This is a genomic window from Butyricicoccus sp. AM78-15b2TA, from assembly GCF_027665985.1.
Lineage (GTDB): Bacteria > Bacillota > Clostridia > Oscillospirales > Butyricicoccaceae > Agathobaculum > Agathobaculum butyriciproducens.
Genome location: NZ_JAQEHY010000006.1, coordinates 145,134 through 164,865, shown reverse-complemented (window position 1 = coordinate 164,865; position 19,732 = coordinate 145,134). Strand labels below are relative to the sequence as shown.

The 19,732-nt window shown below is 49.4% G+C and carries 16 protein-coding genes; all 16 read right to left on the bottom strand.

What is annotated here, in order from left to right; genetic code table 11:
* Window positions 1-63 precede the first annotated feature (63 nt).
* The gene (locus PGS25_RS07980; RefSeq protein WP_055158508.1) at window positions 64-1,062 is read right to left on the bottom strand and encodes a nucleotidyl transferase AbiEii/AbiGii toxin family protein; all 999 of its coding nucleotides are present in this window, start codon (window positions 1,060-1,062) and stop codon (window positions 64-66) included.
* Window positions 1,059-1,676, bottom strand: coding sequence for a DUF6088 family protein (locus PGS25_RS07975; protein ID WP_055158509.1), 618 nt, complete (start codon window positions 1,674-1,676; stop codon window positions 1,059-1,061). The genes PGS25_RS07980 and PGS25_RS07975 overlap by 4 nt, the downstream gene beginning before the upstream one ends.
* 181 nt (window positions 1,677-1,857) lie before the next feature.
* Window positions 1,858-2,340: a hypothetical protein gene (locus tag PGS25_RS07970; protein ID WP_015542949.1), complete on the bottom strand. Its 483-nt coding sequence runs from the start codon at window positions 2,338-2,340 to the stop codon at window positions 1,858-1,860.
* Between the two features lie 62 nt (window positions 2,341-2,402).
* Window positions 2,403-7,313 (bottom strand): class B sortase, encoded by a 4,911-nt coding sequence (gene srtB, locus PGS25_RS07965; RefSeq protein WP_270418221.1) that lies wholly within the window; start codon window positions 7,311-7,313, stop codon window positions 2,403-2,405.
* A gap of 39 nt (window positions 7,314-7,352) precedes the next feature.
* Complete coding sequence (locus tag PGS25_RS07960) at window positions 7,353-8,465, bottom strand: DUF4366 domain-containing protein (RefSeq protein ID WP_055156909.1); 1,113 nt, start codon at window positions 8,463-8,465, stop codon at window positions 7,353-7,355.
* Entirely contained in the window at window positions 8,455-8,700 is a 246-nt protein-coding gene (locus PGS25_RS07955) for a DUF4315 family protein (protein WP_025577937.1), read from the bottom strand. The genes PGS25_RS07960 and PGS25_RS07955 overlap by 11 nt, the downstream gene beginning before the upstream one ends.
* An 18-nt stretch (window positions 8,701-8,718) precedes the next feature.
* Window positions 8,719-11,178: a CD1108 family mobile element protein gene (locus tag PGS25_RS07950; protein WP_442865247.1), complete on the bottom strand. Its 2,460-nt coding sequence runs from the start codon at window positions 11,176-11,178 to the stop codon at window positions 8,719-8,721.
* Between the two features lie 252 nt (window positions 11,179-11,430).
* Window positions 11,431-13,905 (bottom strand): VirB4-like conjugal transfer ATPase, CD1110 family, encoded by a 2,475-nt coding sequence (locus PGS25_RS07945; RefSeq protein WP_173721408.1) that lies wholly within the window; start codon window positions 13,903-13,905, stop codon window positions 11,431-11,433.
* Window positions 13,805-14,239: a PrgI family protein gene (locus tag PGS25_RS07940; protein ID WP_005361092.1), complete on the bottom strand. Its 435-nt coding sequence runs from the start codon at window positions 14,237-14,239 to the stop codon at window positions 13,805-13,807. Before PGS25_RS07940 ends, PGS25_RS07945 begins: the two co-directional genes overlap by 101 nt.
* A gap of 36 nt (window positions 14,240-14,275) precedes the next feature.
* Complete coding sequence (locus PGS25_RS07935; protein WP_242994204.1) at window positions 14,276-15,022, bottom strand: hypothetical protein; 747 nt, start codon at window positions 15,020-15,022, stop codon at window positions 14,276-14,278.
* Window positions 15,019-15,576: an MT-A70 family methyltransferase gene (locus PGS25_RS07930; RefSeq protein ID WP_005361089.1), complete on the bottom strand. Its 558-nt coding sequence runs from the start codon at window positions 15,574-15,576 to the stop codon at window positions 15,019-15,021. The genes PGS25_RS07935 and PGS25_RS07930 overlap by 4 nt, the downstream gene beginning before the upstream one ends.
* Window positions 15,576-16,028 carry a SpoVG family protein gene (locus PGS25_RS07925; RefSeq protein WP_005361086.1) on the bottom strand — a complete coding sequence of 151 codons (453 nt, stop codon included), beginning with the start codon at window positions 16,026-16,028 and terminating at the stop codon, window positions 15,576-15,578. Before PGS25_RS07925 ends, PGS25_RS07930 begins: the two co-directional genes overlap by 1 nt.
* Window positions 16,029-16,066: 38 nt before the next feature.
* Window positions 16,067-16,930 carry a VirB6/TrbL-like conjugal transfer protein, CD1112 family gene (locus PGS25_RS07920; RefSeq protein ID WP_005361084.1) on the bottom strand — a complete coding sequence of 288 codons (864 nt, stop codon included), beginning with the start codon at window positions 16,928-16,930 and terminating at the stop codon, window positions 16,067-16,069.
* A 10-nt stretch (window positions 16,931-16,940) separates the two neighbouring features.
* The gene (locus PGS25_RS07915; protein ID WP_005361081.1) at window positions 16,941-17,156 is read right to left on the bottom strand and encodes a Maff2 family mobile element protein; all 216 of its coding nucleotides are present in this window, start codon (window positions 17,154-17,156) and stop codon (window positions 16,941-16,943) included.
* Between the two features lie 244 nt (window positions 17,157-17,400).
* Window positions 17,401-19,245, bottom strand: coding sequence for a VirD4-like conjugal transfer protein, CD1115 family (locus tag PGS25_RS07910; RefSeq protein WP_005361076.1), 1,845 nt, complete (start codon window positions 19,243-19,245; stop codon window positions 17,401-17,403).
* Window positions 19,242-19,718: a PcfB family protein gene (locus PGS25_RS07905; RefSeq protein WP_227199219.1), complete on the bottom strand. Its 477-nt coding sequence runs from the start codon at window positions 19,716-19,718 to the stop codon at window positions 19,242-19,244. Before PGS25_RS07905 ends, PGS25_RS07910 begins: the two co-directional genes overlap by 4 nt.
* Window positions 19,719-19,732 lie beyond the last annotated feature (14 nt).

The window sequence follows — 19,732 nt, the reverse complement described above, 5'->3', positions numbered from 1 at the left end:
ACAAGAAACCGGCTATTCTAAAGCATCTTAGAATAGCCGGCAAATAAATGGATATGTAATTGTTTATAGTGTATTGATCTCTTTTTCCAGTTCCTGGACCGCTGCTATGACTGTCTCAAATGTCGGAATATCCCCATACAACATATCCTGCATAGAGTTATAGTCCGTTTCCAATGCTGCGAACCGATATTCCGGCGGGAGTAATTTTAATGTGCCCGGCACAGCCTCCGGGTACTTCGCCCATGCTCTGGGATAGAATTTCATTTTGAAATCTACAACTTTCTTCAGGAGATCCAGCCTGGAAAAAGCAGCTTCTTTGACCGGTGTTGCAGCCATGCGGTAGAGATCATAATAATGTCTGGAATACCGCTGCGGCATTTCCAAATGTTCCGGTCTGTTCGCTTCATGGTGCAGGATTGTGGCTTTTTCCCAGAAGGTCCGTTCCGGGGCAACGGTAAGGATTGCGGTTTCTTTTTGCTCAAAAATCTTCGGATAATATTTTGCCGCGTATGGTTCGATCAGCGCTGTTTTTGCAGGAGTCCACGCTGCCAGCGCACCAATCTCTAAACGGATCACCTGTAAAGTCGCCGTATTCGTAAAAAGGTGCGGATAGGCGAAAATGACCGTCTGTTTATCCTTTTCATCTATGTAGACATTTGCTTCACAACCGATTTCCTGGGATAAGCCGGCTTTGACTGCCGGGCAGAATGTTTCGGACAGAAATACCTCTGCACGCACATTGGCTTCTTTGTTAAAAGCATCCTGTTTTGTATTGGAACGTTTCTCCCATGGTTCATCTTTGCCATATCCCAATACACGCCAGTCCAGAATCAAATCAATATCTTCTGAAAACCGGCTGATCAGGTGAAAGGCTTTTGAAAGGCTGGTACCTCCCTTAAAGGTGATGGACTCTTTCCATGGTGAGCGGTGAAATAAATAATCCAGCGTAAAACATACCCAAAAGTCTTTTTCCACGATGGCATCATTCAGCCCCATTTTATCTGCTGTATTTCTGAACAGCTCCCTGCGGTCGTTATCTGAAAGTCTTGCTATATTTCTCATTGTACCTTTTCACCTCCACAAATCTGCCGTATCGTATCGTAAACCCAATCCGTAGACTCGGTTGCTTCCTTCAAACAAGCCTGTTTATCCTTGTCTGTCAGTTTTTCGGAAAGCATCTGTATGACTTCTGGCGTAACATTCGATCTGCCAAGCGTTTTTAATGCCTGTATAACCAAACTTGTCATATAGGACAATCCGGTAATCTCCTTATTGGTCCGGTGCTTAAATTCCAGCTTTGTAGAGTTCCACTCGTAGGTCTTATATGGACCATCGCTGATATAGGACCATACTGCTGTTACCTGTGTTGAAAGACCTAACAGGTTCAATGCTGTATTCCCACATGGGGCAATCGTCCAGTGATAACTTCGTGCCAATGCGTTCGCCACCGCTTCCGGGTCTGCCGCCACATATTCATCCAGAAGTTTGCTATATTTTGGTTTTTCATAAACTCCTTTCAAAATACGGCGCAATGTTCCTGATTGCACTAAACGGCTTAAACTTTGACGAATAGTGGATGTATCTGCAATATCCGCAAAATCAGACATCACAAAAACAGTTCCATCTTCAAGAGAAAGAACACGCTCTCGTATTCGTTTTGTATATCCGTTGTCCACAATACCGCCTCCCTTCATGTCACGAATATTATATATTATTCGTGACATGATTGCAATAGGTCCTATTCCTCTTATTTTGAGTGTTCCCATTAAAAATCTGATTTATACATCAAAAATCAAAAATTTTGCAAGGCAGTACAGTTTTCATATATGTCACATATTTTATATATTATTCGTGACATCAGGCAGTTGGCAGGTAGATCCAGTCGTGCATCAGGCACACGCTGGGTTCATCCTCCCTGGGAACCAGACGGTAGGTACATTCCCCATAGACCGTGCGTTTGTCCTCGATCTCCATGCCATAGGCTTTATAAAAGCGGTATTCCAGATTGGAGATAATACAGCGCAGGGTTTGCAGAGCCTCCCTTTGAGCTGATACGATCAGGTCACGGTCAATGCTGCGCTTCAAAAACAGCAGCGATTTGTAAAGCTGTACCTCTGTGCGGTAAGGGCGGCAGTCTTTCGTTTCCAGCCATCCGCAAAAAGCGACCGGTCCGCTCTGGATCACACTGCGGTCCGGGTGATAATACTCATAGCAGTCCAGGTTTGCCGTATTCAGAAGATAGAGCATTTCCCGGACTTCATTTTCCGGCATGTCGTAAAACCGCAAAAGCGAGCGGTAAAGATGGACATAGCCGGGAATGGAAATCATGGTATTTACCATAAAATAAAATCCTCCTTGTAAACAGCAGGTGCGGGAGCTTTTGCCCCCGCACCGTCTAAAATCTATATTTCGTTATCTACTTTCACGAGTTTTCCCATGACAAGAAAGCGTCCTGTGCCGCCCGGCGTACAGGTAGAAAGGGTCAGTACCTTATCGCTGCAGGTCACAGTCACATCACTTTCCACCGCAGAACGTTCCTTCATAGCTGTAAGCCAGGTAGTATAAGCACCGTCATCCTTCCAGGAAAGCTGCCAGGGAGAAGTTTTACTGCCGGATTCTTCCGGTTTTGCTGCAAATGCCGTAAAGATCTCCATGACATAACCCCCCTTCGGAGTAACGAGATACATCTGCCTGTGAGTATCAAAGTAACTTTGTTCATCGTACCGGTTCAGCAAGGCAAACATGGAACCATCCCGCATATTATGACCGTAAATGATCGTATTGCGGTCTGAAAAATCTGCCCGGTTTTCATAGTCGGCAAACAGGCAGCCAACCTTGTTATAGGTCCCGTCATAAAGATGGTTCAGGTAATACTCGTTGTTGTCGGTATGCGTCACCGGATAATTGAGCACCGTATCAGGAAGAGAAAGCCATCCGATGATGTCCGGTCCATTTTCACGGAGCGTTTCAAAGTCTACCGAAGGCAGGACAATATCGGCATCGTCCCGTTTTGGTTCTGTCGGATCGGGTGCCGACTCCGGGGAAGCTGTCTGCTCCGGTACTTCCACATATCCGGCAAGATCTCGATAGGCATCTTTACTCTCAGCATACTGGTTCAAGTCACGGAACACCAAAAAACCGCTGCCAAGAGCCACCAGAACGCAGAGTGAAAGGACAGAAACCCCGACAGCCGTTCTTTTCGGGGAAGTCCTGCTGTATTTTCCCTTTTTGAAATAATACACAGCAAATACGCTGCCACCGATCAGTACGGCTGCCAGCAGTCCGCCATACAGGAAAATATACGGATCATCCCCGGTCTGCGGTACCGGCTTTTGAGGGGTGGAAGGATTGGAGGGAACAGAAGGCTTTTCCGGGTTCTTTGGGTTATCCGGCTTTTCCGGTTTTTCATTAAAGAACTGGACTGTAGATGTCTGATCTGCCTTGATCTCCACCGTAGCGGCATCAGGAATGATGTAATCCTTGCTTGCCCGGTTTGCAACTTCTGTTACGGTATAAATACCGACACGAAGGCCCTTAACTTCAATCACGCCGGATTTTGGAGTGGTGAATGTCTCGCAGTAGGAGCCGTCCGCACTCTTAACCTCGATGGCAAAACCATCTTTGCGCCCGTCGCTGGAATCCTTTGTGATCTTTAAGTTGCCGCGGTAAGCCTCATTGGTAAACCCGTGCCCGGCTTCTCCATTTTCCACAACTGCGACCTGTCCATCTTCTGTGATGGAAAAATAGTAAGCGTTTGAGTCAGGCTGATAGCCCTCCGGCGCTTTGCTTTCTTTGATAAAGTAGCCGCCAGCCAGAAGGTTTTCCGCCGTATGATAGCCTGCATCGGTTTCTTTCAGCGTACCGATCTTTTGATCGTCAGGATCATATTCCTGGTTGGCGTTGGAATCCGCATACAGGTCGAACACTGCACCGGGCAGGAAGCGCAGGAAAGAATTCTTGTCTTTCTTATCCTCCTTTTCCACAGGGGACGGTTCCTCCACAGCTTCGGTTTTAGTTACCTGCACACTGCCGCGGATCAGGGTGTTTTCCACACGGATCTCGATATGCTGTCCGTCTGCACCGATATATACATGGTGCTGCTGCGGGCTTACCGTATAAAGGTCAGGGGCAGAGATCTCCTTGACGATCCAGTGTCCGTAAGGAATGTTCTCAAAGGAAAAACTGCCGTCTTTTCCGGTAATAGCAGTAAGCAGCGCATTTTCTTCAGTAAATTCTTCGGTATCAGGTCTAAACAGACCCATGAGCGCACCGGCAAGCGTGACATCCTCGCCGCCTTCCGGGTTTTCCCCGACTTTTACACCGTCTACACGCCCACGGAGAAGTTCATTGGAAACAGCCTCGCCTTCATTGACAAGGATCTGTACCAGGGCGGTTTCCTGACCAGCATACTCAAAGACAACCGGATATTCCTGATCCGAAAGGATATAGGCGCCGTTGGTTGTGCGTTCCTTGACATAATAGCTGCCAAAAGGCAGGTCGGAAGCGAAGGAAGCGCTGTAACCGCCGGATTCCTCAGACGAAACAGAGACCACTTCCAGAAGTCCACCTGCCGGGATTACGCTGCCATCTGCCGCCGTCAGGTCTGCGGAAGCATAAAGTCCAAAGGAAATATCCTTATATTCCTCGTTCATGCCAAGACCGAACAGGTCATCGGTCTCCATTGCCTTGAAAAGTGTGACATCCACTTTCTGGCGTTCGTCATAAAGACCGGCCGCTGTCTGTGTAACCTCTATGGTCTCACCCGCATAGGTCAGTTCCACATATTCCGGTTGAGGATTCAACACACAGCCGGAAGGCGCCTGACGTTCCTCCAGACGATAACGGCCAAGATAGAGAGACCCGCTTTTCGCTGTGCCGTCCTCGCCGGTCGTAAGTGTTTCCACAACCGTATCTTTTTCTGCCCGCAAGGTACCGTCACCGGTATAAATATCTTCATCTGCGATCACATCATAGACCGCTCCAGGAAGTCCGGCAACCTCATATACCGGTTGGTACAGTCCGTCGTTTTCCTGGACAGAAGCAAATACTTCTCCGGTCTTTGTGATGGTAAGCTGGCCTTTCTGCGGCATATTGTACTGCGTGACCGTCACAACCGCCTCGCTGCCGTCAATGGTAAACGGTACCGGCTGGTCGGAAAGCACATAGCCGTAAGGAGCAGCTACCTCATAAAGTTCATAATCCCCGGCGGCCAAAGGCTCCGGCAGCATCAGCCAGCCCTCGTCAGAAACATAGAAGGTATTCAGTGTTTCCGGGTTCGGATAGTAGACGGTCTGGGTGATAAATTCCCCGGTGGAAAGATCCTTGATCTGAAAACCGGTTCCGGTCACAGGGATAATCTTTCCGGTCTCTGCGTCACATTTTTCAACTTTCAGACGGGCTGTGATGGTGCGGTTGTTCAGGATATAGCTGTAAGTCTTTCCGTCAGAGGAAATGAATACCGTAAAGTCCGGGACAAAGGCTTTGCCTTCCTCGCCTGCGATTTGATGGACCGTATAATGCCCATACGGAAGCGGTTTACTGGAAGCAAAACCATCCGCATCCGTGGTAAGAAGGTCGCGTTCACTTTCCTTTGCCGCGTCATAGCTTCCGGCTGCCTTTAAGTAAATTTCAAAGACTGCGCCTGCTTCCGGGCGTTCGATGATACCGGCATTGGGATCGTCGGTATTTTCGCCCTCAGGCACATCCGGGTCCAGGTCATCGGTGTGCTTGACAAGCTGGATATTTCCGTAAATAACCGTTTCCGTCACCTGATTTTCTGTGGTATTGAGTTCCACTTCATACAGGGAAGGGGATGCACCCACTTCATAAACGGTTTCATTCAGAAGATACCCGGTGCTCGGTTCGATCTCCCGGATCGTCCAGTTATCCCCGCACACATAATAGCGAGTCATAAAGCTGCCATCCGGCCCGGTAGTATAAGTGTCGATCAGTTCGCCATCACGGAAGATCCCATAGGTCGCCCCTGCAAGCGTGGCGTCCCCCTGGGCATTTCCGGTGTCAGCATCACTCTTTACCACATGGACACGGAACTTCTTCAGGATATTGCTGAAATGTACCGAAGAAGTCTGCCCGCTTTCAATGGTCACGTACTGTGCGGAAGGGGTCACATAGCGATCCACCGGAAGTTCTTTTACCAGATAGGTTCCCGGCAGGAGCTTCTTTTCAATCTGGCCGTTTTCTCCGGTCGTAACTTCCTCATTGACTTCATTTCCCAAAATGTCCGTACCGGAGATATGGAAGGTGATACCGGAAACAATGCCGTCCTCACTGGTCTTGACAAGTTTTGCGGTACCGTAAGTTTCCGTTTTGATCTTTACAAAGAAGGAAACCGGATCGCTGGCGCCGGTCATCATGGTCTGGTAGCCTGGTCTGCCCCAGATCAGCATGTCGTTTGCCACCGGGATATTCTTTCGGAATTCAAACAGCACCGGGTCCATCATCATCTGCCTGCTGGTAAAGGTGTATTCATTTCCGTTTCTTGTCACAGAAACGCCGCTGCCTTTCAAAGCCTCCAGATCGATCTTCAAGTTGTTGGTATCTGTGACCGTCAGGGTATAGACCTTTTTTTCTACATCCCATTTCAGTTCCAGTTCCGGTGCTTCGCTTTTCTTAGAAGAAGTAAAGGAAGGTACTGTGGAATGGGAAGCGACCTGTGCAAGAATCCAGTCATAGGCTTTTTCTGCCGGTCGTCCGGCGATCACGCTGAAATACTGGTCGGCGTCTGCGTGGCCGTTTCCGTGGCGGCTGTACGGATCGCTTCTAAGTTGCTGCTGGTATTCCCAAAGGATGATCTGGGTTGCCATCTTATAGTCATCCTCGTTGATTCCGGAAACAGGGAGCGCCGCACCGGGTTTCCAGCCATAGATCGCAGTCAGGGTGATCCCCCTCCTTGCCTCGGCAGGAAGCAGGTTCAGGTATTGGCTGTTGGTCCCGCTTTCCGAAACATAGGTATTTTCCGAAGTATGGTAAGGAATCCCGCTCTCCACACAGTAAACCTGGTGGCTGATCCCGTCAGAATCCGTCAGCATATAGTGCCGGTAAGCATTGCCCCCGGAACTGGTGTGTACATCGATGGTTCCGTCTGCATGGTAGGCAAGATAGGTGTAAGGCGCCGGGGCACGGTAGTGGTTCCCATCAGAGCCCACATACTCGTCGCCCAGCCAGGAGCTTGCCGTCTGTCCGACAGACATGGCAAAAGCCTGAGCCGGAAGAAGCCCCAAAATGCTTGCCATACAAAGCAAAAACGCCAACAGCTTGCGAAAGCCGCGGCGTCTGGTTATGATATGTTCCATGAAAAAATCCTCACTTTCATAAAATCTAAAAGGACAGCCTTATTTGCTGTCCTTGTCGTCAAAATCATCCTCGGAAAGATATTCCGGTTCCCCGTATGCCTCATCCGGGTCAAAGCCTTCGCCATAACCGTCATCCTCAAATTCCGCATCGTCCTCGGCCTGCTGTTTCGGACGCACGATTTTTACATAGTAACCGATCCCGCCGACCGCAAGTAAGGCAGCAAGGATAAACAGGATCGTGCCGACGCTGCCGGTTTCTTTCTTCGGCTTTTCCGGTTCTGCCGGTTTTTCAGTTTCCGCCGGCTTTTCTTTTCCTTTGCAGCCATTTAAGTCATTTTTGCAGACCGGACAGCCGGTATTAACCTTTCCTGCCTCACATTTTTCTGTGCAGTTGCAGCTTTCTTCCTGGGGAATCATGCTCATGCTGCCATTGTTCTTTTCTGCAAGCGCCATCAGGTCGGACTCTGTGACGCCGTTTAAAAAGTAGACATTGTTATCTTCCCGTTTCCCGTCGATCACCAGATAAAAGACATTGCCCGCGTCCGTAGTGATGGTGTAAAACTGCTTTTCCCCATCCGTACCGCTGATGTTGTCCTGTACCGTTCCGGTGCCTTCCGGGGTAAATGCACCTTCCGGGATCGCAGAAGTATTTTCCTGCTGTCCGGTACTGTTATCTGAACCGGAAGAATTTCCGCCGCCGGAAGGGGTTGCAGCGTTTGAGCCGGAAGGTTTTTCTTCCTTAGGCGGTTTTGTCTGTGTACCGGACGGACTCTGGGGTGCTGCCGTAGCAGGTTTCTTTTCAGGAGCCGGTTCTTTGTAATACGGATTATCCAGCTTTACCACATCAGAACGGTTGCCGGCATAATCTTTTGCGTATATGCTTACCTGTTTTTCTGTTCCGGCATAATCTTTCAGTGCGACCGACGCTTTCCCGTCGGTGAGGGAGTTGATACGGTTTTCATCAACAAAGACCGCCTCCACGCCGGATAGATCGTCACTGCTTTCTATTTTCAGGGCATCGCCCTCCATGGAAGCAGTCAGCGTTGGCGGTGTGGTGTCTTTGGAACCGCCGGCATGAGCCGTTACAGGTAATGCGCTGACACTTACAAGAAGCGTAAGCGCCAGCAGCAGGGAAAGTTTTTTAAGCCTCATGCACATCCTCCTTCTCCTGCGGTAAAACAGTTTCCGAAGGGGCTGCCTGCTGTGATTTCAAAAAATCCGCAAGCTGCTGGGGCGTCAGTTTGAAACTGCGCGCCACCGCTACATAATCGGTATTTTCCAGCTCTGTTTTTTGTTCCTCCAGCTTATGGAGCTTTGCCTGCATTTCCGCAATCTTTGTTTTGGTCTTTTCAATTTCCTTTTCCAGTTTTTCAATTTTAGGATTCAATTTATTACCTCCAATCTGTTAAGGCAGACGCCCAAATGTATAAAAATGCTGCTGCCAGTAGCTTGTATTGATGTTTGCATAAGAAATCGGGTCTCCACAGTGGATCATCATTCCATTTCCCACATAGATCCCTACATGGCTTGCGCCGTTGGTGTTGTAGGTTCCCTGGAAGAAGATCAGGTCGCCCGGTTTTGCATCCGCACTTGATACCGGCGTACATACACCTAAAAGACCATCCGCGGTCAGCCTTCCGAAATTCCAGCCAACGCCGCAGTTGTTGATCACCCAGGACACATAGCCGGAACAGTCAAAGGAAGTGGAAGGGCTTGCGCCTCCCCATACATACGGATAGCCAAGATATTTTTCCGCCTCGGCCATCATTGCGGCAAACTGTTCATCCGCAAGGGCTTCCGGTGGAATGTCATAATCGAAGTAGTTTCCTGTGCCGCCTGAACCAACTTCCGGCAGGTGCCGTTCGCTGGTATCGCCGGTATCGGCAAAATACAGGGGATTCAAATACTGGCCGTCAACCAGGACTTCTAAGTGCAGGTGGGCCCCGGTAGAATTTCCGGTATTCCCGACCTTTGCGATCACATCCCCGGCTTTGACCTCCTGCCCGGCAGAAACAAGGATCTGGGAACAGTGCCCGTATTTGGTCGTCAGGGTATGTCCTTCGTATGCCTCGCCTTCAATAGCGACACACAAGCCATAACCGCCGGCATTTCCCGCAAGGGTGACCGTTCCGTCATGCCCGGCAAGGATCTCTGTGCCCTCCGGCATCCCGATGTCCACACCGGTGTGATAGTTCTTTTCCCCACTGATGGGATGTACCCGGTAGCCGTAATAACTGGTCACATAAGGGAGCCAGTTGGTGCCAAAGACATTTTTGACATACTGGCGGTTTCCTTTTGTCTGCAGCAGGATCTCGCAGATCTCTTTCTGGTCTGCGTTCATCCGGGAAACGACCAGGTTTTCCAGAGGTATAACCGTGAGCTTGACATTTAAGATGCGCCATTCATAAGGCACTTCCTCCTGGGTTTCTTCCCCGGTTTCCGGATCAACGGAAGTTTCGGTGCGGTAACGGATCTCGGTTTCTTCTGAAAAGGACAGGGTATATTGTTCCTGGAAAAGCTGCCGCAGCACGCTTTCCACTTCATCGTAAGTAAATCCCTGATAAGCAGAAGTCAGATACCCCATCAGCACATACGGGTCATGCTCGATTGCGCCCAGGTTATACCGGTATTCGTCATAGCCGGGGCGGTCTGATTCCACCCGGTCTATTTCCATTTGCAGATCCGTTTCCCATTCGGTATAGGTAAGCTCCGCCTGGTTGATGTCCTGATCATCTGCAAGATAGGTAGAAGCAGCCAGACTTCCCAAACCGCCGGTCCCGATATTGGAGAACGTGGAAAACAGGGATGTGATCAGGAAAATTACCAAAAGGAGAAGCAGGAGGACAAGGCAGATTACAGGGTGCCGTTTGACCGCATGGACAATACCGACGCTGACCCTCTCTGTTGCGACTGCGGCATTTTTTGCCTGTTTCCCGGCTTCACGGGCAGCCTTGGCATACTGCCTTTTCAGTTTTTGTTTCTGCCATATCCGGGCAATCGCATGTTTCTTCAGCTCCGGGTGGTCGCTAAGAGCCTGCCGGTAAGCAAGTCTTGCGTTTGCTTTTGCTGATTTTTGCTGTAATTTCGCTGCCTTTCGGTAGGGGGCAGTTTTATGCCGGTGATATGCCGTGCGAAGCCCTGCCTCGCCCACAAGTTCAGAGCGGTGGGCTGCCTTGATGCCCACATTTTCATCCTCTGCCTCATAAATCTTTTTATGAGCGTAACCAATGGCAGTATTGGCGCCCGCCTTGACCGGACGCAGGGGTACAGGTCCTTTTACATGGACCTTTTGGGATTTGACCTCCTTTTCAAATTTTAAGTGTTTTTTGGCTTTTCCGGTCTCCGGGTCGGAAACCGTCTCCATGCGCAGTTTCTTCCGGGCAGGTAGACGATTTTGCGCCTGCTCTGCTTTTTGTGCAGTCCGTTCCGCCTTCCGTCTTGCATGGGTGAGCTTTTTATCCTTTGTCTCCGGCGGTAGTTCATCCGCAGTAAATTCCAGCTTGGATGTTTTCGGCGGTTCGCTATCCATACCCTTTTCCTTCTGCGCTGCCTGTTCCTCCGCCTGTGCCGCTTCCTGAAAACGCTGCTGATATTTGTTCCCATGCTGGTGTGTTCGGTAACGGTGTTCCTGACCGGATCTGTCTGTGCTGTCCGGTGTGGCTGAGCCTTCGGAAGAAGGAGCATATTTTCCGGTATCATGGTCTGTCACATCCTCTGTTACAAAAGAACGCCTGGAAGCCTCCTGCCGGAAATTGCTTCGCACGTTGTCCTGTATCGGGGGCGCTGTCCTGGTAGCATCCGGTGTCTCAAAGTGTTCCGAAAAACCATCCAAAGCGGTTGCATACGCTTCGCCCTGTTCCAGCAAGGACGCCGGTGTTTCCGGTGACAGATGGGAAAATTCCGTCTGTACAGGGATGTCCTGCCTGTGTGTCTTGCCGTTGACAGAAGAAGGGGTGTCCCGTGCCCTGCGCAGGTCAAAATCCTGTTCGGTCTGCCTGGCTGCCGGTTGATCCTCCCCGTGGGAATCACGCACCGGCATCCGGGTATCTTTGCGCTTCCTTTGAAATTCCCTGTCGTGTGCCATTGTTCTCACCTCCGATCCATTTTAATTTTTGTCTCACGCTTTGGTCCCCGCTACTTCATCCGGTCTTGTGGTAAGCACGCTGTACAAGAGTGTGTCCTTCGGGAAGTGGTCCACAAAAGGGATGATCACATTTCCAAAGAACAAAAGCCCCTCGCCGGGACCGGAATGGGTCACATACGAAAGCTGGTGCGGGGAGATTCCCAACTGCTTTGCCAAAATCTGACGGTCTCCCTGGGCCTGGTTGAGCATATAGATAAAGTCCGAGTTCTCAAAAATATTTTCGATCTCACGGGAAGCCAGAAGGTCCTTGACATTCTGCGTTAAACCTGATGGGATTCCGCCCCATTTACGGAAGCGTTTCCAGATCTCCACGCTGAAACTTCCTGTCTGCCCTTTCAAAAGAAGATGGAATTCGTCGATATAGAACCAGGTTGTTTTATGTTTGGAGCGATTGGCCGTGACACGGTTCCACACCGCATCCTGCATGATCAAAAGCCCGATTTCCTTTAAGGCTTTTCCCAGTGACTTAAGCTGGAAACACAGTACCCGGTGTTTATCCATCTGGATATTGGAACGGTGGTTGAACACGTTAAGGGAACCATTGACATAGATTTCCAGCGCCGTTGCGATATTCTGTGCCTCCGGTTCAGACTGTTTCAAAAGCAGCTCGTAAAGATCACCTAAGATCGGCATATTTTCCGGGCACGGGTCCTGCAGGTATTCCCGGTACACCAGTCTGGTACAACGGTCGATGATCGTCCTTTCAATGGGGGAAAGTCCTTCTTTGCCGCCGATGATAAGGTCACACAGCGACAGGATAAAATCACTTTTCAAAGTGATCGGGTTTTCATCATCGGAATAGTCCAGATTGATGTCCATCGGGTTGATGTAGTTCGTGGAAGTAGGAGAAATATCAATGACCTGCCCCTGGGAACCGAACTGCTGTACCAGCGGCCCATACTCATTTTCCGGGTCAGCGATAATGATGTCGTCCTCCGTCAGAAGAAACACATTGACGATCTCACGCTTGGCAGAGAAAGATTTACCGCTTCCTGGGGTACCGAGAAACAGCCCATTGGGATTTTTCAGCGTTTTTCTGTTCGCCATGATCAGGTTATTGGAAAGGGCGTTCAGACCGTAATACAACGCCTCGCCCTCCTGGAACAATTCACAGGTGGTAAACGGTACAAAGATCGCTGTGCTGCTGGTCGTAAGCCCGCGCTCAATTTCAATCTGGTTCGTGCCAAGAGCAAGCGAGGACATAAGCCCCTGTTCCTGTTGGTAATCCAGCCGTTTTAAGGCACAGTTGTATTTCTGTGCCACACCCGAAGCGGCAAAAATATCATTAAACAGCTTCTGACGTTTGGCAGCGATATTTTCCACCAGTACCGTCACAAGGAACATGCGCTCATTGCGGCTCTGTAAATCCTGCAAAAGATTTTTGGCTTCCTCTCCATAGGTGGCAAGGTCGGTGGGAATGATGTCCATGTCATACCCGGATCGGACCGCTTTCTTTTGTTCCTCAATGGTCATTTTCTGCAGGTCCGACATTTTTCGCTTGATGTTTCGGATCGCCTGCGCCTGGTCGATAGACTGGATATGCAGGTTGACGGTCACGGCGTCGTTTAAGTCAAGAAGATCCGCTAAAAGCCGGTCGGTAAGCTCCGGCGCCAAAATCTGCAAAAAGGAGACAGCACCGGAATGGTCGCCTACCCGGAATGTCTTTCCATCCTTTGAAAAAGACAGCCCGGATGGGGAAATGAAGTCTTTGGTAGAAAGACCAGTCTTAGGCAGATCCGACCACTGGAAATGAAACTTTTCCTGACCGTCCGGGTGAAGCTGGCTGTGAAGAAGTTCCAGACGTTCCAGTCCGTTTAAGGATCTCGCCTGAACTCCCAGGGTCTTGAAATTTGCCAGCACATCCGTTTCAATGCGTTCCAGACGCATTTTCGCAGTACGCAGGTCATCTGCCTCGATTCCAAAGGTAATGTATTTGCGTTTGGTGAGACCGTTATTTCCTTTCTGCAACTGGTTCTTTAACATATCCCCGTATTCCCTGCGGATTCCGTCATACTCGTCGCCGCGGGGAGGGATGTCAATGCTTCTGGTAAAATCCTGCATATTGGCCCGCTGGTTGATAAAGGTAAGCTGCACATGGATCGAGGCATCGAAGTAATTTAAGAAATCGCAGTAACCCTCGAAGATCTGTGCTTTATCATCTGCCTGTGCAAGCTGATAGTTAATATCAAAAAACTGCACCGTTTTGGTGTAAAGGGTATCAGTCAGCCGGCAGATCCCATCCCGGTACATTTCACGGTAGGGGATGCTCTGCTGGACCGTCTGCGGGGCATCTGCTTTCAGCCCGGCAAAAAAGCCGCCTTTTTTAGACGGCTTGGAACGGGCAGACTTAGTTTTGCCCTGCTTTGCATCGGCTCTGGTCTTTTTGGCCTGCCTGATATTTTTTTGCAGACGCTTTTCCTGAGCTTCCTGCTGCTTGTTTTTTGGCAATCTTTGTAACCTCCTTCTTTGACATAGATTTATACAGGTTATCCGTCCTGTATGGACGGTCCTTCGGCCAGAGCTTATAACGGAGCCGGTTCTTCAAGATCTTTTCTGCCGGCTGCCCGTCACGCTCATACATGGCGAAGAAGAAAAAGGGCATCATCAGCCCGATCATCAAAAGTACAGCCGCCGAATTGCCGATCGCCCCGCGGGTAAAGAAATACACCGGAAGGCCGACAAGTCCGGCAAGGCTGAAACAAATAAGCTGGCGCTTCGTCAGATTGAAGGCCAGCTTGGTCTTAACTTTGGTTAAATCCTTTGGTACAGGTACATAAGGCATCTATACACCTCCCATCGTAATATAGTTTCCGGTCCATTAGCGTGCACCAAAATCGCGTACCGCTTTCTCCGCAGCCGGACATTCCCGCACTTCCTGAGCCGCATTTTGCAGCCGTGCCAGGACAGAAACAGCCGGTCCTCTCTGACACAGGTATTCCTGGCTGTCTCGGATTCCGGCAATATTTTCCCGAATATCCATATCCACGTCGAACACATCCGAAACTGGCAAAAGCCAACGGTCTGCAAAGTATTTCAAAGGATTCTCAAGCGCCAGCACATCATCCAGCATTTCATCCCCGAACTCAAACTTTGTTGTCAGATAGGAATACGCCTCCTGCATGGCTGTAATTTCAGCAGCTTTTTCAATTAAGGATTCCTTATCCTTTGACATAAGGCTTTCCCGGTAGGCAAAGTAATTCTGTCCCAGTCGTTTCATCAGGAGCGTATATTTGTCCTGTGCGGAAGGCTCGCTTGTGAAATGTTCAAATTTTTGCTCTGCATCAATTTCTTTGAGAAGATCGCAGATCGGGAAACTGTGTTCATGGTTATTTTCTTCCCAGCACCATCGGGCTACATCCAACGGGTCCTGAAAAGAAAGAAGTGCCTCTACTTCCGCCGGAGTAAATACATGCTCAACCTTCAGATAATAGTGGAGTTCCGAAAATCCCTGCAACTCGTAAATGCTGCCGATGTTCTGTGCATCCAGCATATCCGCATGAACCTTCAAACACTCGTCCAGCCGTTCCATAAGCAGCCGCTTTGCATCTTGTTCTATCAAAATCACCCCTTTCGCTCCGGCATAGTCAGCGTACAGTTCACTTCATTGCCCCATACATCCCAGCCGGGAGTCTTTTGTCTTGCAAACAGTTCCACTCTGGGCTGATCGCCCATGAGTTTTACGATCTTATCCCGCACCTCGTCCGGTTTCTTGCTGTGCTGCTCAATATGGGAGATCACAAACTGATGGATTCCCGCACACTGGCGTTTCGGACGGCCTCTGGTTGCCAGCAGGCAGACCTCCGCGTTTGAGCGGGTCCAAAAGCCCATGCCATAAAACCAGCTATCCGCTTTCCGGTTCTGTTTGAGCCATAGAAAAGCCAGCGTTTTATATTTGAACCCCCAGGCGTCGATCACCCGGAAGGCTTCATTAAGCTGTGGGAAGGTCGCCCACAGAAAGAGGGCGCTGTCTTTTGCGGCAAGTTCCGATACCGGCAGGGCACAGATTTCTTCAATGCTCATTGTGGGGTAATGGTTTTCCGCAACGCCGCTTCCATGTTTCCTGTCATAATGCCAGGGCGGATCGGCATAGATAATGCCGTACTGTTTCGTTTCCGGCATTAGCGAGCCTGCTCATTCTTAGATGGGGCAGGTTTAGTCGGCTGTTCTTTGACCTTACCGGCATTTTCCTTCAATGTACCGGTCAGGGAAGGCTTTTCCGCAGCTCCCTTTGTTGCTTCAAGAGTTGCCTGCAAATTTTCAATAGCCTGCCCGTACCCATCGATTAAGGCATCGTTGAGCTGCTTGCGGAACTCTGCCGTAACCGGCCAGCAGACATCTTTCCAGTTGCCGCCCTTATCCTGGGTTGCGGGCATATTGACATACAGCCCCTTTTCACTGGAACAGATACGGAAACCGTCAATCTTAAAGCATCCGCCAATCGTAACATTGGCAAACGCCAGCAGGTTTCCCATTGGAGCAATCGGACGCACGCGGACATCCAGCTTCATGCCGTTTGCCATTTCCGGCGTCTGTGTTTCCGGCGCCATTTTTTCTGTATTGGTTTTACTCATATATAAAATCCTCCTTTTTAGAATTGGTTTTGTTCATGCTATCTTGCATTAAATATGGATTTGGATAACGAACCTGTCTTAAACAGGGCAAAAGCCAGCAGTACCGTATAACCCGCCGTTCCCCAGATCGCGCCGTGCACGTCGCCGGACGATGGGATAGACTGGACCAGCACTGCATAAATGGCAACACAGATCAGGATCAAAAAACCCTGAAAACCCAGGGCAAAAAGGGAACGCAGATACCCGGTTCCCATTTGTCCCCATTCCCGGTTTGCCATTGTGGAAAACGGGATCGGTGCAAGGCTCACGGTTAAATAAATCTCGATCATACGGCCATATACAATGACAAAGATCACGATGGACAGTACCCACATACACAGATTGATGATGTTGGTTTCCAGCCACAATCCAATCAGTTCCCACATTCCCATTGCTTCAAGCTGGGTTTCCAGGTCAGACAATGCCGCCTGCACATCCAGGTTCCCGTTTATGACACCGGCACTTTGCGACACCACATTTTGGGCCACATCAAAGACCGCCATCACAATCGTAAAACAGTTGGTGAGCAGGTAAGTGGCAACAAAAGTCTTGAAAATCCACTTGAAGATGTTGAATGTATCGAATTCGTGCATGTTGTTCTTTTCGAGAATCATCTGGATCAGTTCATACACCAGAACAAAGGTAAGGATCATGCCCGCAATGGGAATGACGACGGTTTCCGAAAGATTCTGGATCATGGAAAACACGCCGCCATTCCAGCCCTGCGGGGTCTGTCCTACCTGATTTGCCACATCCGCAACCTGGTTGTTGACGGAGTTGAAAATACTGGTGTACTGTCCGGTGATCGCATCGATCAGGCCCTCTTTAATCCAGTCTGTTATCCATTCAAACAGACTGCCCATAAGTCAGCCCTTAACCGAACAGGCCGGAAAGCAGCGGGATCAGCGTTGCACCAACCAGAGCGATACCTCCGCCTGCCATAAGCTGCTTGATCCCCTGGGATTTTGCACCTGGGTTATCATTTCCGTAACCTTCGAGAAGGTTTACAACACCCCATGCGCCCAGACCTGCGCCCAGGGCGATCACAAGGATCTTCAAAGTATCAATCGCGCTTGCAAAAAATGCCATAATGTTCCTCCTTTAATTTCAGAAATTTTAATTTGTGATATGGCCGTATCAGGCCGGAAACAAAAAAAGCCGCCGCACTGTTTTTAGAAAAAATCTGTTTCAAACAGCACGGCGGCATGGGGCAGGAAAAATCCTGCGGTTATTTACTTTTCAGGGAGAATCACGAATCCTCAAAAAATCCTCCTTTCATCGTGACAAAAACAAAGCCTGCCAGGGCGTCATGCTTTGACAGGCAGGAACAACTTTATAAAGTCTGGGAAGCCAGATCTTCGGCTGTGACTTCATAATTGCGGTATCGTTCACCGGGACGCATCGGCATCCGGGTAGAAAGAAACTTTTCGATATTAAAAGCGTTCTTCTCATTAAAATCGGAAAGCAGTTTGTAATTTGGGTGTTTGGTTATATCGTATTTCCGGGAGAGGAACGGCCGCACACCCCTGATCTGCAACAGACATTTACCCCCGTCCATGACTGCCAGTTCATCCACCGACATCAGATCCTTTCCCAGCTTTTGAAAATTTTGTCCGTGGGATTCCTGATTGCCCTTTGTGACACTGGTGTTATACAGGTCGATGGTCTCTTTCCCCAATAGGGAGTTCCAGCTTTTTAAGGTGGTTTCTTCTTTGCCTCCTAAGAAAAGGGAGGCGTCACAGTTACCGATGATGGTGTCCATGTTGTCTTTATACAGGGCTTTGAGTTGGCTTTGCGCCTGCAGCACCAGGCAGGCAGAGATCTCACGGCTTCGGATGGTCGCCATAAGACGCTCCAGGTTCGGGATCTGCCCGATATTTGCCGCCTCGTCGATCAGGCAGCGCACATGGATGGGAAGCCTTCCACCATATACATCATCCGCCCGCTCACACAAGCGGTTAAACAAAATGGAATAGATCAGACTGATCAAAAATGCAAAGGTCCCGTCCGTGTCACTCATAATAAGGAAAAGAGCAGTCCGTTCATCTCCCAGCATATCCAGATCCAGTTCGTCATACATGGTAATTTCCCTGACTTCTTTAATGTCAAAAGGAGCCAGTCTGGAAGCACAGGAAATAAGGATCGACTTGGCTGTTTTTCCGGCAGCGAGCTTATATTTCTTATATTGACGCAGGGCAAAATGATCCGGGTCTTTCTGTTCCAGCGCGTCAAAGAGAAGGTCAACGGCATTTTTGAACGACTCATCATCCTCACGGACTTCCATTGCGTTCAGCATTTCTACCAGTGTGGCAAAATTCTGTTCGTTTGCCGGAGCCTCATAATAGATATATCCGATCAGTGCCGTATAGAGCAGGGTTTCTGCCTTGACCCAGAAATCGTCTCCGGCTTTTCCTTCGCCTTTGGTATTGGCGATTAGGGTAGTGACGATCTTCAGAATATCTTTCTCGGAATGAATGTAGGCGAACGGGTTAAAGTGCATACTTTTCTGGAAATTGATCGTATTGAATACCCGTATTTTATAGGACTCATAGATGATCTTTCCTTTTTCATTACGCACAGGCTTTCCGTCCTTGTCCAGCTTTGGTGTGCCTCGCTGCAACATCTTTCCGCATTCCACAAGGACTGTACCTTTCGGATCGGTGACGACGTAGGAACTGTGCATTTGCATCAGATTGGGCTTGATGAAAAAGCGCGTTTTTCCCGAACCTGATCCTCCGACTACCAGTACATTTTTATTTCTTGCATTGGCCGGATTTTTGGGCCTTCCGTTTAACATCAGTCCTTCACTTTGGGTAAGAATGATATTGTTTTCCGGATTTGGGTCCATAAACGGGGCAATATCGGCTTTATTTCCCCATCTTGCAGAACCATATTCCACATTTTTGCGGTATTTCTTAGCGTCTTTCCCTCTAAGATAGACTGCCAGCCGCATAATGGCTGCACCGCAGAAACCGATCAGCCAGTCCATTGCCGCCCCCGGCCACATACTCTGAAACGCAAGGGCAAAGCCTTCGGACAGTCCTAACAGCTTTTGGGAAGCGTCTGCTCCGGGAGCCAGCCGCACCGCTTCGCCCAGCTTGGCAAATACCAGAAGGAACAGAACATAAGGCAGATGGAGAATGACCTGTTTTTTCAATGTTTCTGCATCAATCTTCATCGTTCCGGTCCTCCGTGTTCTTTGTTCTTTACACGGTCACGGCCAAGCGACTGTGCCAGTTCTTTGAACTTATGAAGCTGTGTAAGCAGCGACGGTCTGGTGCTGCGTGTAAGGTCTTTCTTTGTATATTCCTTAAAAGCTGCCGTCAGTGCATCCGCCTGGTTTGCCTTGAAATATACCGTCCATTTTGGGGGATCGGTCCCAAGTTCCTTTTCTATATGGTAGCGTACCTGATGTTTTCTGGCATACCGTTCAAAAGAGCGGATTCGCCCTGAAACTTCAATGGTATTGGCTCCGGGGTCTTTATAAGTCAGCCGCTTCATGCTGTTGCGCCCGACTTTTGGCATTGTGCGTTCCTGTTCCATCTTTTGGAGTACCGCAGCAATAGCCGCACGCAGTACCCGCCCTGACAGTTTTGCTGCCTGTATAGAAACAGAAACCGTTCGTTGTTCGAGTTCTTCCTGCAAGAGCATCCTCCTTTCTGATA

Coding starts and splice junctions, on each gene's coding strand:
- PGS25_RS07980 (WP_055158508.1), bottom strand. CDS start 1,062: ATGAGAAATATAGCAAGACTTTCAGATAACGACCGCAGGGAGCTGTTC.
- PGS25_RS07970 (WP_015542949.1), bottom strand. CDS start 2,340: ATGGTAAATACCATGATTTCCATTCCCGGCTATGTCCATCTTTACCGC.
- srtB (WP_270418221.1), bottom strand. CDS start 7,313: ATGGAACATATCATAACCAGACGCCGCGGCTTTCGCAAGCTGTTGGCG.
- PGS25_RS07960 (WP_055156909.1), bottom strand. CDS start 8,465: ATGAGGCTTAAAAAACTTTCCCTGCTGCTGGCGCTTACGCTTCTTGTA.
- PGS25_RS07940 (WP_005361092.1), bottom strand. CDS start 14,239: ATGCCTTATGTACCTGTACCAAAGGATTTAACCAAAGTTAAGACCAAG.
- PGS25_RS07930 (WP_005361089.1), bottom strand. CDS start 15,576: ATGCCGGAAACGAAACAGTACGGCATTATCTATGCCGATCCGCCCTGG.
- PGS25_RS07925 (WP_005361086.1), bottom strand. CDS start 16,028: ATGAGTAAAACCAATACAGAAAAAATGGCGCCGGAAACACAGACGCCG.
- PGS25_RS07920 (WP_005361084.1), bottom strand. CDS start 16,930: ATGGGCAGTCTGTTTGAATGGATAACAGACTGGATTAAAGAGGGCCTG.
- PGS25_RS07915 (WP_005361081.1), bottom strand. CDS start 17,156: ATGGCATTTTTTGCAAGCGCGATTGATACTTTGAAGATCCTTGTGATC.
- PGS25_RS07910 (WP_005361076.1), bottom strand. CDS start 19,245: ATGAAGATTGATGCAGAAACATTGAAAAAACAGGTCATTCTCCATCTG.
- PGS25_RS07905 (WP_227199219.1), bottom strand. CDS start 19,718: ATGCTCTTGCAGGAAGAACTCGAACAACGAACGGTTTCTGTTTCTATA.